At 74.4% G+C, this 20799-nt stretch carries 19 protein-coding genes; 5 read left to right on the forward strand and 14 right to left on the reverse strand.

From position 1 onward, the window contains the following. Positions 1-10: 10 nt before the first annotated feature. From CLV43_RS23245 to CLV43_RS23260, 4 genes are all read right to left on the reverse strand, one after another. A complete protein-coding gene (locus tag CLV43_RS23245; protein WP_146174881.1) occupies positions 11-1348 on the reverse strand; it encodes a glutamine synthetase family protein in 1338 nt (445 codons plus the stop codon). A 104-nt stretch (positions 1349-1452) separates the two neighbouring features. Next, complete coding sequence (locus CLV43_RS23250; protein WP_106189403.1) at positions 1453-2409, reverse strand: alpha/beta fold hydrolase; 957 nt, start codon at positions 2407-2409, stop codon at positions 1453-1455. An 89-nt stretch (positions 2410-2498) separates the two neighbouring features. Next, positions 2499-3146 (reverse strand): TetR/AcrR family transcriptional regulator C-terminal domain-containing protein, encoded by a 648-nt coding sequence (locus tag CLV43_RS23255; RefSeq protein WP_211304506.1) that lies wholly within the window; start codon positions 3144-3146, stop codon positions 2499-2501. 62 nt (positions 3147-3208) lie between these two features. After that, positions 3209-3577 (reverse strand): VOC family protein, encoded by a 369-nt coding sequence (locus CLV43_RS23260; RefSeq protein ID WP_106189404.1) that lies wholly within the window; start codon positions 3575-3577, stop codon positions 3209-3211. A 62-nt stretch (positions 3578-3639) separates the two neighbouring features. On the opposite strand from CLV43_RS23260, the gene CLV43_RS23265 reads away from it, so the two are divergent. Further along, positions 3640-4086, forward strand: a complete 447-nt coding sequence (locus CLV43_RS23265) for a MarR family winged helix-turn-helix transcriptional regulator (RefSeq protein WP_106189405.1) — start codon at positions 3640-3642, stop codon at positions 4084-4086. A 33-nt stretch (positions 4087-4119) separates the two neighbouring features. Here CLV43_RS23265 and CLV43_RS23270 read toward each other — a convergent pair whose 3' ends face one another. The 6 genes from CLV43_RS23270 to CLV43_RS23295 form a co-directional block, all read right to left on the reverse strand. Next, positions 4120-5322 carry a serine/threonine-protein kinase gene (locus tag CLV43_RS23270; protein ID WP_245886873.1) on the reverse strand — a complete coding sequence of 401 codons (1203 nt, stop codon included), beginning with the start codon at positions 5320-5322 and terminating at the stop codon, positions 4120-4122. A 113-nt stretch (positions 5323-5435) separates the two neighbouring features. Next, positions 5436-6425, reverse strand: a complete 990-nt coding sequence (locus tag CLV43_RS23275) for a pectinesterase family protein (RefSeq protein WP_106189406.1) — start codon at positions 6423-6425, stop codon at positions 5436-5438. Next, on the reverse strand, positions 6422-7111 hold the full coding sequence (locus CLV43_RS23280) for a glycoside hydrolase family 12 protein (RefSeq protein WP_106189407.1): 690 nt from the start codon (positions 7109-7111) through the stop codon (positions 6422-6424). Before CLV43_RS23280 ends, CLV43_RS23275 begins: the two co-directional genes overlap by 4 nt. Before the next feature lie 272 nt (positions 7112-7383). Beyond that, entirely contained in the window at positions 7384-8664 is a 1281-nt protein-coding gene (locus tag CLV43_RS23285) for an amidohydrolase family protein (protein WP_106189408.1), read from the reverse strand. A 136-nt stretch (positions 8665-8800) separates the two neighbouring features. Further along, on the reverse strand, positions 8801-9130 hold the full coding sequence (locus CLV43_RS23290; protein ID WP_106189409.1) for a hypothetical protein: 330 nt from the start codon (positions 9128-9130) through the stop codon (positions 8801-8803). A gap of 171 nt (positions 9131-9301) precedes the next feature. Beyond that, positions 9302-9991, reverse strand: coding sequence for a GntR family transcriptional regulator (locus tag CLV43_RS23295; protein WP_106189410.1), 690 nt, complete (start codon positions 9989-9991; stop codon positions 9302-9304). 132 nt (positions 9992-10123) lie between these two features. Between CLV43_RS23295 and CLV43_RS23300 the strand changes: the two genes are divergently transcribed. Further along, positions 10124-10903: an alpha/beta fold hydrolase gene (locus tag CLV43_RS23300; protein WP_106189411.1), complete on the forward strand. Its 780-nt coding sequence runs from the start codon at positions 10124-10126 to the stop codon at positions 10901-10903. A 22-nt stretch (positions 10904-10925) separates the two neighbouring features. On the opposite strand, the gene CLV43_RS23305 is transcribed toward CLV43_RS23300, so the two are convergent. Further along, a complete protein-coding gene (locus tag CLV43_RS23305; RefSeq protein WP_106189412.1) occupies positions 10926-11552 on the reverse strand; it encodes a response regulator in 627 nt (208 codons plus the stop codon). Beyond that, the gene (locus CLV43_RS23310) at positions 11549-12685 is read right to left on the reverse strand and encodes a sensor histidine kinase (RefSeq protein WP_245886877.1); all 1137 of its coding nucleotides are present in this window, start codon (positions 12683-12685) and stop codon (positions 11549-11551) included. Before CLV43_RS23310 ends, CLV43_RS23305 begins: the two co-directional genes overlap by 4 nt. 109 nt (positions 12686-12794) lie before the next feature. On the opposite strand from CLV43_RS23310, the gene CLV43_RS23315 reads away from it, so the two are divergent. After that, positions 12795-13454 carry an ABC transporter ATP-binding protein gene (locus CLV43_RS23315; protein ID WP_106189414.1) on the forward strand — a complete coding sequence of 220 codons (660 nt, stop codon included), beginning with the start codon at positions 12795-12797 and terminating at the stop codon, positions 13452-13454. Then, positions 13451-15616, forward strand: a complete 2166-nt coding sequence (locus tag CLV43_RS23320) for an FtsX-like permease family protein (protein ID WP_106189415.1) — start codon at positions 13451-13453, stop codon at positions 15614-15616. The genes CLV43_RS23315 and CLV43_RS23320 overlap by 4 nt, the downstream gene beginning before the upstream one ends. A gap of 123 nt (positions 15617-15739) precedes the next feature. Here the strand turns inward: CLV43_RS23320 and CLV43_RS23325 are convergent, their stop codons facing one another. Further along, a complete protein-coding gene (locus tag CLV43_RS23325) occupies positions 15740-18874 on the reverse strand; it encodes a S8 family serine peptidase (protein WP_170155977.1) in 3135 nt (1044 codons plus the stop codon). 195 nt (positions 18875-19069) lie between these two features. Further along, positions 19070-19801, reverse strand: coding sequence for a TetR/AcrR family transcriptional regulator (locus CLV43_RS23330; RefSeq protein ID WP_106189417.1), 732 nt, complete (start codon positions 19799-19801; stop codon positions 19070-19072). A gap of 100 nt (positions 19802-19901) precedes the next feature. Between CLV43_RS23330 and CLV43_RS23335 the strand changes: the two genes are divergently transcribed. Beyond that, positions 19902-20792 (forward strand): DUF7666 domain-containing protein, encoded by an 891-nt coding sequence (locus CLV43_RS23335; RefSeq protein WP_146174882.1) that lies wholly within the window; start codon positions 19902-19904, stop codon positions 20790-20792. Positions 20793-20799: the final 7 nt, after the last annotated feature.

The following is a 20799-nucleotide window of genomic DNA, read 5'->3' on the forward strand; positions in this document are numbered from 1 at the left end:
CGGGTGGAACTCAGACCGACTCGAGGTAGCGGCGCCGCTCCCAGCCGGTCACCTCGGCGTCGGCGGCCGCCTGCTCCGCCTGGCCCAGCAGGCACAGCAGCCGCGTCAGCTCGTCGCCCAGCGCCGACCGCGCGAACTTGCTCCGGTCCAGCAGGGTCACGGCCTCCGCCACGGTGCGCGGCAGCGGTTCGGCGTCGCCCCCGGCGTAGACGTCCGCGGTCGACTCGGGCGGCGGTTCCCGGTGGTCCTCCAGCCCGGCGAGCCCCGCCAGCAGCTGGGTGGCCACCAGCAGGTGGGGGTTGGCGTCGGCCGTCGCCACCCGGTGCTCCAGCCGGGTCCCGGCGTCGCCGTGCACGAGCGCGCGCACCGCGACCGAGCGATGGTCGAACCCCCAGGTGACGTGGGTCGGCGCGAACGAGTAGCCCACGGACCGCTTGTAGCCGTTGGGGGTCGGGACGGCGACGTGGCAGGTCTCGGCGACGTGGTGCACCAGACCGCCCAGGTAGGACCGCCCCTGCTCGCTGAGCCCGCCGGTCTCCTCGTCCCAGAAGGCGTTGCGGCCCGTCCGCCGGTCGCGCAGGCTCTGGTGCACGTGCAGCCCGCTGCCGGAGGACTCCGCCCACGGCTTGGCCATGAACGTGGCCAGGTACCCGTGCGAGGCCGCGACCTGCTTGACCGCGTAGCGGAAGAACACCAGGTCGTCCGCTGCGGCCAGCGGCGCGGAGTACCGCAGGTTGATCTCCACCTGGCCCGCGCCGTACTCCGCCCCGCTGGCCTCCACCACCACGCCCACGGCGTGCAGCGCCGACTGGACGTCCCGGATCACCGGCCACAGGTAGGAGTCGTCGTGCAGGCTGTAGATGGGGTTGCGCCCGTGGCGCGGGCGCAGCGTCTCCCGGTCGAGCAGGTAGAACTCGGTCTCCAGGCCCACGTCCGGCTCGAACCCCGCCTGCCGGACGCGGTCCTGCGCGCGGCGGAGCACCAGCCGCGGGTCGAGCGGGACGGGCAGGCCCTCCCGGTCGACGACGTCGCAGAACACCAGCGCCGTCCCCGGCCGCCACGGCACCAGCCGCAGGGTCGTCGGGTCCGGCACCAGGAAGACGTCCGGATAGCCGCTCTCCCAGCTGTACCCGCCCGCGGGCGGCAGCACGTCGAGGCCGTAGTCGAGGCAGAACACCCCGGAGGAGAGCGCGAACTCCGCGGTCCGCCGGAAGACCTGCGCGGGGATCCGCTTGCCCCGGATCGCCCCCATCACGTCCACGACGGCGAGCTCGACGGTCTCGATCGAGTGGTCGTCGATGAACCGGTCGACTGCCCGCGTCCCGTCTCCCACCGTGGCATCACGCACGGGACCGACGGTAGGAGTACCGATCCGGGCCAACCACGTCCTGTTTGTACGTGGATGGCGTCAGCGCTGACGCGGGTGTCGCGGGTGCTCTTCGAGGTGTGTGCTCACGGGGCCGTCCGGCCGTGTTCGGCGAGGAAGTCGAGCAGGAGCCCGGTGATCTCGTCGGGGCGCTCCTGCTGGATCCAGTGACCGGCCCCCGGCAGGATGACCTTGGGGATGGTCAGCGCCGAGATGAGCTCCTGGGCGCCGGGCATGACCTGGCTGGGGTCGCGGTCGCCGCCGACGAAGAGCGCGGGCGCCCGGACGGTCGCACCGGCCCACGCGCCGGTGAGCTCCCACCCGCGGTCCAGCGCGCGGTACCAGTCGAGGGCGCTGGTGAAGCCGGACTCCGCGAAGGTGTCGGCGAAGACGTCGAGCTCCGTCTCGTCGAGCCAGGAGGGCAGCTCCGCGGGCTCGTCGAGGTAGTCCAGGATGGCGGTGTCCCGCGGCACCACGAGCTGGATGGGGGTCGGGTCGTTGGCGGGGTTGTCGCCGGAGAGGGTGAAGAGCAGGCGGCGGAAGGTGGTCCGGGGGTCGCGGTCGAACTCGGCGTCCGCCTCGGGCTCCTCGAGGCGGTTCACGTAGAACTCGCCGCCCAGGAGCTCGCGCATCGTCCGCAACGGCGGGGTGGGCGGGCGGTAGCGGGGCGGCGCGCTCAGGGTGACGACGCCGCGGACCACGTCGGGGCGGAGCAGGGCCGTCTGCCAGGCGACCGGGGCGCCGAAGTCGTGGCCGACGACGGTGGCCCGCTCCTCGCCGAAGGCGTGGACGAGCCCGACGACGTCACCGACCAGGTGGAGCATCGTGTAGTCGTCGACGGACCCCGGCCGGTCGCTGCGGCCGAACCCGCGCTGGTCGGGGGCGACCACGTGGTACCCGGCCGCGGCGAGCGCGGGGATCTGGTGGCGCCAGGAGTACCAGAGCTCGGGGAACCCGTGCAGCAGCAGGACGAGCGGTCCTTCTCCCGCCTCCACCACGTGCAGGCGGATGCCGTTGGTCTCGATGAACCCGTGGGTGGTCATGACGTTCCTCCGACGCTTGGCTGTACGACGTACATGTACAACGTATAGCCACGGCGCGGGGGAGCGTCAAGGGGAGGTGGTCGTGGTCGTCAGGCGATGCCGTGGACGCCCCGGACGAGCAGGTCCAGGTTGTCGTCGAAGTAGCCGTCCCGGTCGAAGCAGTTCGCCAGCTCCGGCGCGGCCGCCACGACGTGCGGGTAGCGGCTCGGCGGCAGCGCCTGGAGCCGCGCCTTCCGCTGCCGGACCGCGTCTTCCTCGTCCTCCGGCCCGCGGCGGTCGGCGGGGGCGGCCGTCACCAGCGCGATCACCGACGACACCAGGAACATCGCGGCCTCGGCCGCGCGGCGCGTGTCCAGTCCGGCGCGGCCCAGCAGCTCCAGCACCCGCTCGGCCAACCGCAGACCCGGCTCGGTGGCGAGCACCCTGGCCGACGCCAGCCCCGCCACCGCCGGATGGGGCCGCAGTGCCGCCAGGAGCGCGGCGAGGATCGCGCGCAGCTGCCCGTCCCAGGGCCCGTCGGTGGGCTCGGGGACGTCCACCGACGCGATCAGGTGCTCGGCCATCGCGTCGAGCAGGCTGTCCTTGTCGTCGAAGTGCCAGTACATGGCCATCGGGGTGACGGCGTTCTCCTGCGCCAGGCGCCGGATCGTCACGGCCGCCAGCCCCTCGGCGTCGGCCAGTTCGACCGCGCGGCCGACGATCGCCTCGCGACTCAGTCGCACACCCCGCTTGCCCATCCCGGAACCCTACGACGTGCAGCGCCCCGGCATCCGCGGGCCGGACCCCTCCGTCCGGTGCGTCAGCCGCGGTCGTGGAGGGTGATCCGGTAGCCGTCGGGGTCGGCGAAGGTGAACGTCCGGCCGAAGGGTCCGTCGATCGGAGCGGCGACGATGGTGTGGCCGTCGGCGACCAGGGTGTCGTGGATGGCCTGCACGTCGGTGGCGTGCAGCCAGATCGCGGCGCCGACGCCGGGGTGGTCGGCGGAGTCGAGGTCGGTGCCGGGGACGACGTCGCGCAGGGCGAACGCGATCGGCTTGGTCTCGAACACGACGGCGTGCGGGGGTCCGGCCGGGGAGCGGACGAGGCCGAGGTAGCGCTCGTAGAACGCCTGCGAGGCGTCGAGGTCGCGGGCCTGCAGCGAGATGAAGTCGGGTCCGGTGACGGGCATGGTGTGCTCCTCCGCTATGTGTCAGCTTTCTGACACGAGACAATCTATGTCAGAATGCTGACATGAGTCAAGACGGTGTCGACCTGGGGACGTCACTGGGCTACCTGCTCAAGGAGGCGTCGAGCGTCCTGCGCGCGGCCATGGAGGAGGTGCTGCGGCCGCTCGGGATGAGCGTGACCCACTACTCCTGCCTGGAACTGCTGGCCCAACGACCGGGCCTGTCGAACTCCGAGCTCGCGCGCGGCGCGTTCGTGACGCGGCAGTCGATGAACGTGCTGCTCCAGGCCCTGGAACGGGACGGCTACGTGACCAGGCCCGAGCAGGCACCCGTCGGGAAGGCGCTCCCCGCGCAGCTCACGCCACGCGGCAGGCGCAGCCTGGCGAAGGCGAGCGCGGCCGTCCGGGCCGTCGAGGTCAGGATGCTGGCGGGCATGACCGAGGCCGAGCAGGCGGGCGCGTTCCGGATCCTGCGCAGCATGATCGGTTCCCTGCGTGACGACGGCGCTTAGCGCGTTCTGACCGCCCTGCCGCGAGAGGAGCCCCTAGGGCTTGTCCTTCTTGGCCTGGCCCGGCGGCTCGTCCTTCTTGCCCGGCCCGTGCCCTTCGCCCTGTCCGGGGCCGTCGGCCTGGACGGGCGCGGGGCCTTGGGCGGGTGCGGGTTCCTGGGCGGGTGCGGCTTGCTGCGCCTGGGCGGTGTCCTGTGCCTGGGCGGCCGCGGCGCCGACCTGGTCGGACGTCTGCTGCTGGGTGGCCGGGGGACTCGTGTCGGACATCGCGGCGGGCTGCGGTGCGGTCGTGGTGGACTCGACGACGACCGCGGGGTCGGCGGTGCCGGGTGACTCGGAGACGGGCGGGGCGGAGTCGGGCGCGAGGGCCCAGCCGAGGCAGAGGGCTCCCAGGATGCCCGCCGCGGTGGCGACGAGCGCCGTCCGGCGCGGGGCGCGCATCACCGTCGTGGGGAGGTCGCCGGAGCGCAGGGTGTCGGCGCACTGGCGGGCGGTGGGCCGGTCGGCGGGGGACTGCGAGGTCATCAGCGTCAGCAACCGGGCCAGGTCCGCGGGCAGGTGCGCGGGGACGACGGGGGAGCGGTGCAGGCGCGAGACGATGGTCTCGACGTCGCTCCCGGTGTACTCGCAGTGGCCGGTGAGGCATTCCAGCAGGACCAGGCCGAGGGCGTAGACGTCGGCGGGGGAGTCGACCCCGGCGCCGCGCACCTGTTCGGGGGCGATGTAGGCGGCCGTGCCGACCAGCAGGCCGGTGCGGGTGAGGCGGGTGCTGCCGATCGTGTGGGCCAGGCCGAAGTCGGCGAGGTAGGGGGTGCCGTCGGCGTCGAGCAGGATGTTGGACGGCTTCACGTCGCGGTGCACCACGCCCTGACCGTGCACGTGGGCCAGCGCGTCGGCCACGGCGGCACCCAGCGTCCGCACCTCCTCGACGGGCAGCGGTCCCTCGGCCATCCGGTGGCGCAGCGTGGGCCCGTCGACCAGGCGCAGCACGACGAACCGCGTGCGCCCGGAGGTGCCCGCGTCGTGCACGGACACCAGGCCGGGGTGGGACAGCCCCGCCAGGATGCGGACCTCGTTGTCGAACCGGCGGGCGTTGGCGAGGTCGGTGTCGGCCGCGAACAGCTTCACCGCGACCTCGCGCCCCAGCAGGGTGTCCTGGGCGCGGCGGACCTCCGCCATGCCTCCGACCCCGATCACCTCGGCCAGTTCGTACCGGTCGGCGAGCAGTTCGTCGGTCACCGCTGCACCTCTCGTCGCGACTCGGGACACCGCCGGGTTGCCCCGCCGCCGGGAGTCGCAAACCGCGCGCACCCCGGCGGCCGTCGGGGGAGTGCGGCCGCCGGGGTGCGCGCTCAGCCCACGGGGTTCCAGCCGTCGGAACCCGCGAGGTACTTCTGCCGGGTGTAGGTGGCGGCCTGCGAGGACGACAGCTGGGGCCGGTTCGCGTTGGTGCCCGCGCCCGCCCCGGTGTTGGCGTACTCGAAGAACCGCGCCGACTTCCACGTCGTGGACCCCATGTCGGTCCACGGCTGCGAGGTGCGGACGTGCGCGCCCAGCGAGGACTCGCGGATGACCACCTGGGCCTGGTTGGCCGTGCCGTTGGGGCTCCACGGCCTGCCCAGGTACACCGTGCCGGAGGGGGCGTTCGAGGTGAACGCGCACTTGTGGAACAGGAACCCGTACGGGTTGTTGCGGTCCGTCGCGGCCGCGGTGACGTAGCCGTTGTTGCTCGACGATCCGCGCGACAGCGAGTGGATGGTGGAACCGTCGAACACCACGGTGCCGAGGCCGAAGACGAAGTCCACGTCGCCCTCGACGTAGGAGTTGCGGAAGTACTGCCGGTAGCGCGAGGTGTAGGACGGGCCCCACGACAGCAGCGTGTCCTGGTTGCCCAGCACGCGCACGTTGTCGTACACCTGCCGGTCGCCGTTGGCCGCCAGCGCCACCGCCTGCTCCGAGGGCGCCCCGGTCTCGGCGAAGTCGTTCTTCACGGTGAGCGCCCGCACCGTCGTGCCGGGCGAGTTGATGGTGACCGTCGCCGAGGTCAGCGTGCTGCCGGTGTCCTTGGCGGCCTTGTTCATGACGAGCACGACGTCCGACGCGGTGCCGGTCGCGCCCTGGATGAGCAGGTTCGACTTGGCGGCCGGGACGGTCACCGGCTCGCGGTAGGTGCCGCGGGCGATGGTGATGGTCGTGCCCGCGGACACCGCGTTCACCGCCGCCTGGAGCGTGCGGTAGTCGCCGCTGCCGTCGGCGGCCACCGTCACCGCGGCGGCGTGCGCGGTGGCGGTGGACAGCCCGGTAAGCAGTGCCGCCGCGACGACGGCCGCGAGCGCCCTCACGTCGTCACCGAGTAGCTGCTGGACGCGAAGTCCATGCCGCCCGCCGAGGAGGTGATCTCGAAACCGAACTGCACCTCTCCCACGGTCACGTCGCCGTACCAGCCGCGCGACCCGATCCACTTCAGCACCGCCAGCACGTCGACCGTGCCGGAGTTGGTGTTGCCGGTGCGCAGGAACGAGAACACCTGGTTCGCGCCGTTGGACCCGCGGTAGACGTCCCAGGTGTGGCCGCCCACGGTCACCGTGGTCTGCTTCGACCCGATCGGGCCCACCGCGCCCTGCTTGTTGACCCAGATCATGACCTCGTAGGCGTTGTTGTCCGCCCAGATGTCGTAGGCCGTGGTGTAGGCGCCCGATCCCGGCCTGCTGACCGCGAACGAGCTCGACAGCCTGCCCAGCGCGCTGAGCTTCTTGTTGACCGCTTTCGCCGAGTGCGGGTACGCCTTCACGCCGCCGGTGTCGGGGTGGTCTGCCCACACGCCCCAGTTGCTGTACGAGTTCGCCCAGATCGTCTGCGGTCCGGCGCCGCTTCCCCACACGTCGTTGCGGACGGTGTAGCCGCCGTTGGACCACGTCCCCCACTTGTCCGTGGACGACCAGGTGGCGGCCCGCGCCATTCCGGTCGCGACAACCAGACCCAGCACGACGAGGACCGCAACAACGGTCGATCGAATTCCGTTGACCATGGCTCCGCTTTCCGGGGCGTGTCCGCCCGAGTGGTCGCGACGAAACGCGGTCGAATGGTTCCGACCGATTCGCCGGGCGAGTGTCGATGACGGGGCGGTACCGACGACTATCGCCGCGGAGGTAACCTCGTGTCAACAAGAATGGATTACCATGCGCATTTATTCACGTATTCGATGAATTCGATCCCGGTATTCGACCACGATCGTCGGCGGGTCGATTCTCCGGTCGATTCTCCGGGTGACCCCTTCGACGTCCGGCGACGGACGCGCGGTCAGCGGGCCCTTCCGGGCGCGAAGCCGGACCGCCGTTCCCGCACCGCCGCCACGACCTTGGCGACCTGCGCGTCGAAGGCGTCGAGCTGCTCGGCCTCGGCACCGCTCGCGACGAAGGCGCGTCGGTCGCAGGCCGTGCCCGCGCGCCAGATCCGCTCGATCGCGCGCGTCGCGGTGATGTCGGCCAACGGGTCACCGGACACGAGGACCAGGTCCGCGCGCCCGCCGACCGCGATGGCTCCCCGGTCGGGAAGGCCGAACACCCGTGCGGGCTCCGCGGTCGCGGCGGCGAGGGCTCGCGCCGGGCTGAGGCCGCACCGGACCAGGAGCTCCAGCTCCCGGTGCAGGCTCGCCCCGAACACGGTGCCGGGGTTCGGGGCGTCGGTGCCCGCCAGCAGGGTGACTCCCGCGTCGGCCAGCCGCCGCACGTTGTCCTCGGCCCGCGAGTAGGGCGGCATCCGGCTGCCGAGGGCTGGGGCGTCCGCGGTCAACCGCCGCCTCCAGGTGTCCCCGAGCGCCTCGGCGAGCCGGGGGTCCCCGGCCACCGCCGCGCCACCCCGTTCGCCCAGGGTGTTCTCGATGGTGGCCAGCGTCGGGCCGACCGCGATCCCGGCCTCGGCGATCCGGGCGACCAGGGCGTCGTCCAGCACGGTGTCCGCGGGCACGTGGGCGATCACGTCGACACCGGCGGACACGACCTCCGCGACACCGGCCGTCGAGCTCACGTGGGCGACGACGAGCAGGCCGCGGGCGTGCGTGGCGGTGACGAGCGCCGCGATGGTCCCGGCGTCCAGCGACGGCCACAGGCCCCCGACGCCGGAGACGACCTTCAGGTAGTCCGAGCCCTCCGCGACCCGGTCGGCGACGAACCGCTCGGCCTGGTCGGCCGAGGTCAGGGTCGGGAACGGGGCGTACATCATCGACGGGTGCCCGCCGGGCGCGGTGGCGCCGACCCCCGCGGAGCGCACGTCGGCCACGTCCGGGCGGGACCCCGCCTGCTCCTTGGCCGCGGCCAGCAGGTCGGGGGTGCTGAACATGTCCAGGACGGTGGTCACGCCGAAGGTCAGCGACTGCGCGAGGGCGCCGGGGAACAGGTGCGCGTGCGCGTCGAGGAGACCGGGGAGCAGGGTCCCACCGCCCGCGTCGACCACCTCGTCGCCCTCCAGGGCGGCGGAGGTGGGGGAGCACGCGGTGACCAGGCCGTCGGCGAACCGGACCGAGGTCCAGTCCCGCGTCGTCGTCCCGTCGAACACCTTCGCGTTCACGATTGTCGTCGCCACGACGTCCTCCCCCAAGAGGTCCCGAAGATCCGCGCGGGCAGTCTAGGGCGCGCGTTCGGCGGGCTTGGCGGCGCTGACCCGGCGGCCGGGTGCATGACAGGTGGGTGGTGTCGGCGGACCACCGCACCCGGTGAGGTCACCCGGTGGGGCCGCGGTGGTAGTCGGGGCCGAGGTCGAGCCCGAGCTGGCCGGGCAGGTCGCCCTCCGCGACCGGTCCGTGCAGCCGGGACTTCGAGCAGCGGCCGCAGTCGACCGGCGACCGGGTCGGCTTGAACCGGGTGAAGTCCCACCCGCCGGTGCCGACGTGGCAGCCGGGTCCGGGCACGGACACGCCGAGCCAGTCCTGCAACCGGACCGCGTGGACCACCTTCGAGCCTTCGAGGTAGCCGTTGTCGCCGTGGCCGAACCGGGCGCGGGCGTCGGCGGCGGGGTCGGCGAGCGCGTCGTGCAGCCTGGAGGTGCTCACGGTGCCTGGGGTCTCCTCGTGCCTCGTCCGGTGGTCGTTCCTGCGTGGGGCCCACCCGACAGTACGAGCGGGGTCACCCGGTGCGCGTCTTCGAGTCCGGTGTGTCGGCCGGTCGAACTCGATCATGTCACCCGTCCGCCCGAACCCGTCCGCCCGAAGCGGCACGGGCGGTCAGTGGCCGAGCAGGCGCGCGCTCTCCTCGGCCCGGTGCAGCGCGGTCAGCAGGGCCGCCCGGCCGGTGTGGTCGATGTCCTGCGTGAGCGCCCGCACGGCGGTCTCCCCGCCCGTCCCCAGGCGCCCGACCAGCTCGCGGTGGACCGCGGCCATGCGCCGGGCGTCGAAGTCGGGCCGGACGAAGGTGAGCAGCAGGCGCACCTCGTCCTCGCAGCGCCGGTAGCTCTCCAGCACGTGCGCGTTGCCCGCCGTGGCGACGATCGCGCGGTGCACGGCGCTGTGCGCCTGCGTCAGCTCCCGCCAGGACGGGCCCGGCGACCGTTCCGCCAGCGCCTCCAGCCGCTCCACCTCGGCCAGCACCGGGCCGAGGTCCGCGCCCGCGTCGAGCGCCATGCGCAGCGCGCCGAGCTCCAGCAGCTTGCGGTAGTCGAACACCTCGTCGATGCGCTGCCTGCTCAACGGGGCGACGACGGCGCCGCGATGGCGTTCGTGGATCACCAGGCCGCGTTCGACGAGCAGCCGCAGCCCCGCGCGGATCGTGTGCCTGCCCACGTCGAAGCGCTCGGCCAGGTCCTCCTCGCGGAAGCGGGTGCCGACCGGGTGCGCGCCGTCGAGCAGCTCGTCCCGCAGGGTCGCCGCCACCCGTTCCGGAGCGGTGTGCGCGCCGGTCGACGGTGCCACGGTCATGCCATCCCCCCACGTGCCTTCCACCCGCGACGACGATACACGGGCAGATTGTGCTACAAAATCGCCAGTATTGTTGTACAAATTCAGTCGAGCACGGTGGCCGGCCCACCTGCCGGGCGCTGAGGAGTGACGATGCCGATCGACGACGTCCGCACCGGACCACCCGTACTGCTGCTGCCCGGTGGCGCCGAAGCCTGCGAGGGCTTCTTCCCCGGCCTGCCCGAGGGCCTGGCCGCCGACCCCGGCTGCCGGGTGGTCGTGCACGACCGCCCCGGAACCGGGACTTCCGCGGCGGCCGGGTCCCTCGCCGGGGCGGCGGCCCACCTGGCCCGGCTGATCGACGAGCTCGACTCCGGCCCCGTGGTGCTGGCGGGCCAGAGCCTCGGCGGCGCCGTGGCGGTGCTCCTCGCCGCCGCGCACCCGGAGAAGGTCGCGGGTCTGGTCCTGATCGACCCGACGCCCGTCAACGACCCGCGCGTCTGCTCCCGGTTGGAGCGGTCGATGCGGGCGGTCGGCGCGCTCGCGTCGGTTCCCGGCGTCGGCAGGCTGCTGTCGGCTGCCCTGGGCGCCGCCACCCGGCGGACCGCGCGGCGGCTGCGGCTGCGACCGGACTGCGCGGCCGCGCTCGTCAGGACCGGCGGCGCCGACCTCCGCAAGCTGGCCGCGGCGGTCCGGGGGATCACCGCGCTGTCCGAAGGCCTCCGGGAAGCCGACCTGCCCCGCGTCCCGGCCGTCGTGGTCACCGCCGACCGCGCACCGGACTCCGTCGTCCGCCGTGCCCACACCCGCCTGGCCGCCGCGTTCGGCACCGAGGTCGTGTGCTGGCCGGGCGCGACCCACAGCGCGCACCTGGACCACCCCGACGAGACCCTCGCCGCCGTCCGCGACGTCGTGGCTCGCGCCAGGACCTGACCCGGCACCCCCGCCGCTCCCGTCACGACCCGGCGAGACCGGTCCGCCAGGCCCACGAGGCGATCTCGACGCGGTTGCGCGCGCCGAGCTTGGACGTCACGGAGGTCAGGTGCGTCTTCACCGTGGACAGCGACATGTGGAGCTCGACGGCGATCTCCTGGTTGGTGAGCCCGCGCGCCACCTCGCGCACGACGTCCTGCTCCCGTGCCGTGAGCCTGGTCCGCTCGGCCGCGCGGTCCGGCCGCGAGAACTGCTCGAGCAGCCGCAGGGTCACCTCCGGGGAGATCAGCGCGTTGCCCTTCGCCGCCGCCCGCACGGCCTCCACCAGCAGCTCTGGCCCGGCGTCCTTGGTCAGGAAGCCGCTGGCACCGTGCTGCAGCGCGGTGTGCACGTACTCGTCGAGGTCGAAGGTCGTCACGACGACGACCTTCGAGATCGGCGAGAGCCGCTTGGTGACCTCGAGGCCGTCGAGCCCCGGCATCCGGATGTCCAGCAGGCACACGTCGGGGCGCAGCTCGCGGGCGGTGGTGACGGCCATGACGCCGTCGGCCACGTCGGCGACCACGGTGATGTCCGGCCGCCGCTCCAGGATCAGCCGGAACCCGGTGCGCACCATCTCCTGGTCGTCGGCGATGAGGACCGAGATCACCCGCGTCCCTCCCGCGGCAGCTCGGCGAGGACCTGCCAGCCGGTGTCGTGCGGACCCGCGGAGAACAGGCCGCCCAGGATGCCCACCCGTTCCCGCATGCCGACGATGCCGTAGCCCGCCGGGCCCGCCGACCGCTGCCTGCCGTCGTCGGTGACGACGACCCGCAGCGCCGTCGGCGTCCAGGACAGCGCCACGTCGACCTCGGTCGGCTCGACGGCGTGCTTGTGGGCGTTGGTCAACGACTCCTGGACCAGCCGCAGCACGGACCGGCCCAGCTCCGGTGGCAGGTCGGGCGGGAGGTCGGCGCGCAGCCGGACGGGCAGCCCCTGCTCGCGGGCGCGTTCGACGACTGCCAGGACGTCGGCGCCGAGGTCGGTCGTCGCCACGTCCGGCCCACCGCCGCGCAGCGTCCCGACGAGCCTGCGCATCGCGCCCACCGCGTCCTTCCCGCTGCCGACGATGCCGGGCAGCAGCCGGTGCGCCGCCCCCGGATCGTCCTCCGCCACGTCCAGCGCGGCCTGCGCCTGCACCAGCATCCCGGTCACGTGGTGCGCGACGACGTCGTGCAGCTCGCGGGCCAGTGCGATGCGCTCCTCGCGCTGCGCGCCGGACACCGAGCTGGACAGCAGCCGCTCCCGGTCCTCGTCGCGCGACCGGAAGTACCACCCGGTCCCGACCGCGACCGTGCCCAGCAGCAGGGACCCGACGACGTTCGACTGGGTCCAGACGAAGGTCGTGCGCACGACGGCGGCGTGCAGGCTGACCGCCATGAAGACCGCCACGGTGGCGGCGGACGCCCGCGGGGTCGCCTGCCGCACCACGACGGCGACGAGCACCATGCACGCCGCGGTCTCGGCGAGCGTGAGCGGGCTCAACAGGCCCTCCAGGTGCGTCCCCACGGGCCTGAACCCCTGCAGCACCAGGGTGACCAGCACCACCGCCGCGGCCGCCACCGCCGTCGCCGCCACCGCGTGGCGGTGCGCGAGGAGCGCTGCCGCGCACGCGGGCAGCGTCAGCAGCCACACCCAGAGGTCGGGGCCGGGGCCGTGCCGGGGGAGGAGCCAGGTCAGCTCGGTCACCAGCAACGCGGAGAGCGCGAGCGCGGTCGGCCACTGTCTGCGAAGTCCGTCCACGGTGGGAACGCTACTGATCCGGCCCGCCCGCCACCTCGGTCACCTGACCGACCCGCGATGGCGGTGCGGCCGAGGCGGGGACCACCGCGGGGCCGACAGCATCCTCGGCATGGATCCGGTGCTGAGCGGCCGCGGACTGGCCAAGAGGTACGGCGGGACACCCGCCCTCGACGGTGTGGACATCGACATCGGCGAAGGGGAGGTGCTGGCCGTGGTCGGGCCGTCGGGCTCGGGCAAGACGAGCCTCCTGCACGTGCTGTCCGGGATCGTGCCCGCCGACGGGGGAGAGGTGTTCCTCGACCGCGCCCCGCTCGGCGGGCTGTCCGAGGCGGGGCGCGGCAGGCTGCGGCGCACCGCGTTCGGCTTCGTGTTCCAGTCCGGGATGCTCGTCGACGAGCTGACCGCGGAGGAGAACGCGGCGTTGCCGATGCTGCTGGGCGGCGCGCCCCGCGGGCTCGCGCTGCGCACGGCCCGCGAGTGCCTGGGCAGGCTCGGTCTGTCGGGGTTGGAGGCGCGCAGACCCGCCGCGCTGTCCGGCGGCCAGGCCCAGCGGGTCGCCATCGCCCGCGCGCTCGTGCACCGGCCGCGGGTCGTCTTCGCCGACGAGCCGACCGGGGCGCTGGACACCAGGACCGGGTACGAGGTCATGTCCGCGCTGCTGGAGGCCGCGCGGGACACCGGTGCCGCGGTGGTGGTCGTGACGCACGACCGGACCATCGCCGACCGCGCCCACCGGGTGGTCGGACTCCAGGACGGCAGGTCGGGATGAGGCTCGCGATGACGTTGCTGCGCAGGGACCGCCGCGGCCGGATCTCCGCCGCGCTGGTCGCCCTCGGTGTGGCGGTGGGTGTCCTGCTGGTCCTCTGGCTGCTCGCGGCGCCGACCGCGTTGAGGGCGCGGGAGGACCGCGCCGCCTGGCGCGTCGGCGGGGAGCCGGGGCCGCTGGCGGTCTCGGCCACGCGCGACGAGTTCCGCGGCAGGATGATCGAGCGCTTCGACGTCGCGGCGGAGCACCCCGGTGAGGTCGCCGTCGCGCAGGGGATCCCGCGGCTGCCCGGTCCGGGAGAGGTGCTGTTCTCCCCGGCGCTGGCCGACCTGGTGCGCACGACGCCGTCGGCGGAGCTCGGTGACCGCTTCCCCGGTGTCGTCGTGGGCATGATCGGCGACCAGGCGCTGCGGTTCCCCGACGAGCTGGTCGTGGTCGTCGGCCACCCGCCGGGAGTGGTCGACGGCAGCGGGGTCCGCGACCTGCTCGGGTCGCGCGTGCCGGTGGACGGCTCCGCCGGGATGCTGTGGCTGCTCACCAGGATCGGCCTGGTGGTGCTCGTGGTGCCCTGCCTGGTGCTCGTCGCCTCGGTCGGCAGGCTCACGGCCGCCAGGCGCGAACGCCGGCTCACCGCCCTGCGGCTCGCGGGTGCCACGCCGGTCCAGGCCGCCGTGGTGGTCGCGGTGGAGATCGCGGCGGGCGCGGTCATCGGCAGCCTGCTCGGCGGCGCACTGGCCTGGCCGTCGAGCGGCCTGGTCGCGCGGATCCCCTGGGGCGGCGGGACCTGGTTCCCCGGCGACTTCACCTCCGACCCGCTCGTGGCCGCCGCGGTGCAGGTGTGCGCGCCGGTGCTGGTCGTGGGCGCCGCGGTGCTCGGGCACTGGCGGGTCGTCACCCGACCGCCGGGCGTGGCGGTGCTCCGCCGGGTCCGCGGGAGGCGGCTGCTGATCGGTCTGGCGGCGTTCGTGCTGTTCTCCGCCGGTGTCGTGGTCGCACGGGAGGTCGGCGGCCCGAGGCGGTTCGAGGTGGTGCTGGCCGGGGTCGGCGGGGTCGCGCTGGCGCTGGTGTTCACCGGGCCCCTGGTGACGTCGCTGGTCGGACGGCTCTTCGTCGGGTGCTGGCGCGGACCGGCGACGCTGCTCGCGGGGCGACGGCTCGTCGGCGACCCGGTCGCGGCGTTCCGCGGGTCGGCGGGCGTGGTCGTCGCCGTGTTCACCGCGTCGATGGCGCTGACCATGATGCCGACGCTGGAGGGGCAGGTCCGCTTCGACGACGGCACGTGGTCGCCGGACGCGATCGTCGCGCACGGCGTCACCGACCCGAGCCGCGTCGACGCGCTGCGGGCGGCCACGGACGCCCCGGTCCTGCCCCTGACCTACGGGCTGCTCGCGGCGGGCGGCCGGTCGCAGCCCGCGCTGGTCGGCCGGTGCGAGGACGTCACGAGGGTCCTCACCGGACTCAGCTGCGCGCCGGGGCCCGCGGTGTACCTGCCGCAGCCCCTCGACGGTCCACTCAGGATCACCAGCCGCCAGGCCGCGGCCAGGACGGAGCTGCCGTCGGACGTCGAGGTCCGGCCCTACCCCGGCGGCTCCTACGCCGTCGTCGACCCCGAGCTCGCACCGGCCCTGGCCGCGCGGCCCACCAGCGTGGCGGTGCTGACCACACCGGGCGACCGCGAGGTGCTGCACACCGCCCTCGTCCGGGCCTTCCCCGGAGTCGCGCTGGAGGACGGCGAGACCGCCGACGTGCTGGGCAGCACGGTGCTCGACGACCTGCGCCGCGCGGTCCTGCTCGGCCTGGCGTTCGCCGTGCTGCTGGGCGGCTCGGGCGCGGCCGTGTCCGCCGTGGGCTCCGTGGTCGACCGCCGCCGCGCGTTCGGCGCGCTGCTGGCGACGGGCACGCCCCTGCGGCTGCTGCGCGCGGCACTGCGGCGCGAGGTGGTGCTGCCGGTGGTCACCGCGACGCTCGCCGCGTGCGCGGCGGGTACCGGCGTCGGCCTCGGACTGCTCTCCATCACACCGGGCATCCCGCACCACTCGGGCACCCCGATGACCCCGTGGATCCTCGCCCCGGTCGCCGCGGGGTCGCTCGTCGCCCTGGTCGCCGCCACGGCGTGCGGGCTGGCGCTGCGCGGGGTCACGCCCACGACCGACTACCAGGACTAGACGGTGCCCCCGTCCGGTCCGGCAGTCCGATCGAGGACCACCGGACCGGACGGCGGAAAGCCCGAGGCGTCGCACGACGAGCGGGGGCGACGGTGGTCGCCCCCGCTCGTCACGCCGGTCGGCTCAGCACCCGCCGGTCGACTCCGCGATCCGGTAGGCGTGGACGACGGTCACCTCAGCGGTGTCGCCCGCCGCGTCGGTCGTCCTGGCGCGCAACGACGCGAACCTCGCGCCCGTCGGGTGCCGGACCAGTGCCGTGCCGCCGTCGACGGGCACGGCCGTCCACGTCGTGCCGTCGTCGAACGACGCCTCGACCTCCACACCGGTCACCGCGGGCGTGCCCGGCTGCCGCTCCACCGTCAACGGCACCGGCACCGTCGCACCGCACGCGGCGTTGTCGCCGTCGAGCTCCGGCCGGAACCGGGGCACGGACATGGGCAACGGGCCTTCGCGGTCGTGGGCGGAGCGGAACGTCCACGTGCCGCTGGTCCTGGTGGACAGGTTCGACGCGGTGTGGGTCTGCTCGACCTCGACCCGGTAGCCGCCCTCGGCCGCCGGTACGGGGAAGTCCGCGGCCTGCTTGGCCTCCTCGCCGATCCGGACGCCGTCCCGGTACAGGGTGATCCGGCTCGCCGCGGACGGCCGGGAGCCCTCGCCGCCGTTGGTGTCGGCGTGCATCGGCACCCGCACGCCGATGTCGTCACCGCGCCGGACGAGTGCGCGGTCCGCTGTGGACGGACCGAACACGGCGGCGTTGAGCGTCTGGTCGTAGGCGCCGCCGGGCTCGACCGCGCGTGCCGGTGGTGCCAGCACGACCTCGGTGCGCAGGTCCGCCGACCACTGCTCGAACGCCCACCGCCACCGGAGTCCGCCGCCCGCGGTGACCAGGTCCACCGACGGGCCCGCCGGTGTCGTCGACGACCACCCGGCGGTGATCCCCTCCGGGACCACGGCGAGCCGGTACTGCTTGTCCGGCCCGCCGGGACGCACGACGGTGGTCGTCTCGGCCAGCTCGGACGGCGTCGCGGTGCGCTCGTAGCCGACCGGCAGCCTGCCGGTCTCCGACCAGTGCAGCCGGTAGGTCACCGGGGTGGATCCCCTCGGCGTGCCGGTGAACTGCGCGCCGAACGAGGTGGTGAGGTCGGGCGCGTCCGGCCCGACCCGCCCGGTGTGCAGGCGGCCGGACTGGAACCACGTCGTGAAGGGGGCCTGCCCGTCGCCGGACCCGGTGAAGGTCACGTACCCCGCCCGCTGCCGCGCCGCGGGGTCCGGGGTGGCGAGCACGACCGGCCTGGTCTCGCGCGCGTCGAACACCGACCGCGTGTCGGCGGTCAGCGAGAGCTTCGGCTGCGCGATCACGACGCGCTCGCGGTCGGGTCCGGTCATGCTCGTGTAGACCCGGTAGTCGCCGCGGGGCAGGCGGACCGTGGTCGACGGCTCCGTGCCGCCGTCCACCAGCCTGCTCCGCCCGGTGGCGACGTCCACGACGGTCGTCCGCGAGTAGGGCACCGGGTTCCCGGCGAGGTCGAGGTGGGCGATCGTGTAGTCGTAGTGCTCGGTCTCGCGGGTGACGGTGACCAGCGTGCGCGGCCCCGCGCCGCCGGACGCGACCAGCGCGCCCGCGTACCGGCCGTCGGCGGCGGGGACGGTCGTGTCGGCGGTGACCGTCGTCGTGGCCTCGCCACCCGCGGGCACGGTCAGCCTGGTCGGCGAGACGGTGATCATGCCCGCGGGTGCCGCGCCCGCCGGACCGGTGACGTCGACCGCCAGGTCGAGCACCAGGGGCTCGGTGCCGGAGTTGCGGTAGGTCACCTCGCGGGTGATCGTCGGGTCGTCCCCGTGCGGCCACCGCTGGAGGCCGAGGTCGAGGTTCGAGGGCTCGGAGACGACCCGTTGCGCCAGCGCCCGCGGCACGTCGACCCGGCCGAAGCCCTGGTCGGTGACCGGGACCGCCGGGGACGCCACGGCCGACGCGGTGATGGTCGACTTGATCCGCTCGCCCGACCAGTCCGGGTGCTGCTGCTTGAGCAGCGCGGCGACGCCCACCACGTGCGGGGTCGCCATCGAGGTGCCGGTCATGGACCGGTGGTCCGCGGTGCCCGCCTTGGCGGCCGTGATGTCCACGCCGGGCGCGGTCACGTCCGGCTTCACCCCGCCCGTCGCGGTCGGGCCCCGTCCGGAGAACGCGGCCACGACGTCGGAGCGGTCCACCGCGCCGACGCTCAACGCGCTCCGCGCGCTGCCCGGTGAGGAGATCGACCCGGCGCCGGGCCCGTCGTTCCCGGCGGCGGCCACGAACAGCATCCCCTTCTCGCGGGAGAGCCGGTCGACGGCCTCCTCCAGGGGGTCGGTGTCGGGTGTGTCGGTGTCGCCGAGGCTGAGGTTGACCACCTGCGCGCCCTGGTCGGCGGCCCACTGCATCCCGGCGAGGATCGCCGAGTCGGAGCAGCCGCCGAGCGCGCCCACGCAGACCTTGCCGTCGAGCAGCCGGGCCTCGGGCGCGACACCGCGGTAGCGCTCGTCCCTGCCGGCGATGATCGAGGCGACGTGGGTGCCGTGCCCCGCGGTGTCGGTGTTGTCCGGGTCGTCGGTGAAGTTCCGCTCGGCGACCTGGCTGCCCACCAGGTCCGGGTGCTCCTCGTCGACCCCGGTGTCGAGCACCGCGACGGTCACGCCCCTGCCGGTCAGCCCCGCCTGCCACGCCGCCGGTGCGCCGATCTGCCTGGTGCTGCGGTCCAGCGCCAGGTCGCGCTTGCCGTCGAGCCACACCTTCCCGACCGCGCCGTCGCGCAGCGCCTCCCACGCGCCGCCGTTCTTGTCCACGGTGCCCGCGACCGCTCCCACCGCGTCCAGTCGCGTGCCGACCGACAGCGCGCCGACCTCCGCCCGCGCGCCCGCCGCCGTTCGGACGATCACCGGCACGGTCGGGCGCCGCGCGTCGTCGTAACCGAACTCCACCAGCGAGGTCACGTCGAACAGCCGCCGGTCCAGCCTGCCCGCGGCGACCGGCGCCGCGGCGTCCTGCGGGAGGACGTACAGCCGGCCGCCGTCCCGGTAGGTGTCGACGGCCACCTCCTCCCGCCCCGCCCCCGGCTCGTAGGACACGACCTGGTCGCCCGCCACCACGACGCGGTCGCCGGTGATCAGCGTGATGTCGTGGCGCGCCGCGCCCGGCTGGGCCGCCCCGGCGTCCGCGGTCCGCGCCCACGGCGTGGGCGCCGCGCCCGCGACCACCAGGCCGACGGAGACGGCGAGCACGACCATTCCCTTGCGCCCCAACGATTTTCGTATCGCTCGTACACCTGTGGTGTGCATGCGTGGAACGTACTGACGAGCGGAGGTGGCCTTCTTCGGTCGATGGGCCGGGAAAACTCTCGCGCGGCCTCGCCCGGAGGGGCGAGGGGGTCGGTCGTCCGACCGATGCCGCGCGCCCCGACCCGCCTCCGCGAACCCCTACCGGCCCAACGACGCGGCGGCCCCGGCCAGCAGCCAGTCGAGACCGAGCTCGAAGCTCCGCTCGGACTCCTGCGCGGACGGCGGTTCGGACGGGCCCGCGTCGGCGAGGTGGGGGAGTCCGCCCGCGTCGACCTGCTCCCGCACGTACCGCGCGGCGGCCTCGCGCCGGGCGACGTCCACCTCCTCCGTGGCCCGGCGGCGGATGCGGCCCGCCAGCTCGGCGCTCACGTGACCGTAGGTGAAGGTCTCGACCGCGAGCACGAGCGCGCGCCGCGTGGCGCCGTCGACGTCGAGCCCGCGGACCGCGGCCGCGGACTCGTCCATGCGCCGGAGCGAGGCCGGGCCGATCGCGCACCCGGTGTCGCGGGTGACCAGCAGCCACGGGTGGCGCAGCGCCGCGGCCCTGTTGCAGCGGGCCAGCTTGCGCAGCGCCTCGCGCCAGTCGGCGGGGACCTCGCCCACGAGCGTCTCCTCGGCCGCGGCGTCGTGCATGAGGTCGAGGAGGTCGTCCTTGCCGCCGATGTGGCCGTAGAGGCTCATCGGGCGGGCGTCCAGCTCGGCCGCGATCCGGCGGATCGAGACGGCGTCGAGGCCCTCGTCGTCGGCCACGGCCATCGCCGCCTCGACGATCCGCTCGCGGGTCAGCGGCCGGGTCTTCGGCTCGCGCGTCGCCTCGCGGAGCCAGATCGGCTCGCCGCGACCCTCGGCGGGGGGACGTGGTGTGGGCACGAGCCGAGGGTACCTAGGTCGACCGCACCGGCGATACTCCGTATCGGATCCTGATACGGTGTACGAACAGCGATACGGTGTACGGCAGGAAGGTGTGGCGATGGCGATCGTCGAGTGCTACCGGTTCGTCGAGGACGACCTGACCTCGGTCGACGGGGACCTGTCCTGGCGGGTGGGGGAGTGGAACGAGGTGGGCGGGAGGATCGCCTGCTGCTCCTCCGGCCTGCACGCGTCGCTGACGCCGCGCGACTCCGTCCGCAACGTCCGCGGCACGCGGTGGTTCCTCGCGGAGGCCAGGGGCGAGCTCTCCCACGAGGACACCAAGTTCGCGGCCTCGGGGATGAGGTTGGTCGAGGAGATCCCGGCGGTCGTCCTGCGCCGCTTCGCCGTGGTGTGCGCGCGGCGCGCCGTCGACCACCTCGAACGGCGGCACCCGGTGGACGCCCGGATCCGGCACTGCGTCCGGGCGGCCGAGGGCTTCCTCGACGGCGCGGTCGGCGAGGCCGACCTGCTGGAGGCCCGCCGGGCGGCGGGCGCCGTCCTCGACGAGGACCCGGCCACCGGTCCCGACACCGGGCGCGCCCTGGCGGCCGCGCTCTCCGCCTCCCGCGCCGCCAACGGGAACGCCGCGTCCTGGGCGGCCTCGGCGGCCGGTGCCGCCTACGCGGCCCACGTCTGCGCCGACGCCATCGACGCGGCCGCCGCGCTCACGGCCGCGTTCACGGGCGTGCACAACGTCGCCGCGGGCATCGCCGCCGCGAACGCCGCCGACCGCGCCGCTGCCGCCGCCCGCACCGCCGCGTCGGCCGGTGCGGTCGCGCACGCCGCGGCTGTGGCCGCGCGGAGCGGCGTGCACCCGCCGGACACCGCCGCGGACCGCTACTACGCCGCCTGGTCGGCGTTCTCCGCGCACCCCGTCGACGCGCACTACCTGGAGCAGGACGCGGACCTGCTCAAGCTGGTCGCCGACGCGCGGGGCGCACGCGTCTGACCGGTGC

The sequence above is a fragment of the Umezawaea tangerina genome, assembly GCF_003002815.1.
Lineage (GTDB): Bacteria > Actinomycetota > Actinomycetes > Mycobacteriales > Pseudonocardiaceae > Umezawaea > Umezawaea tangerina.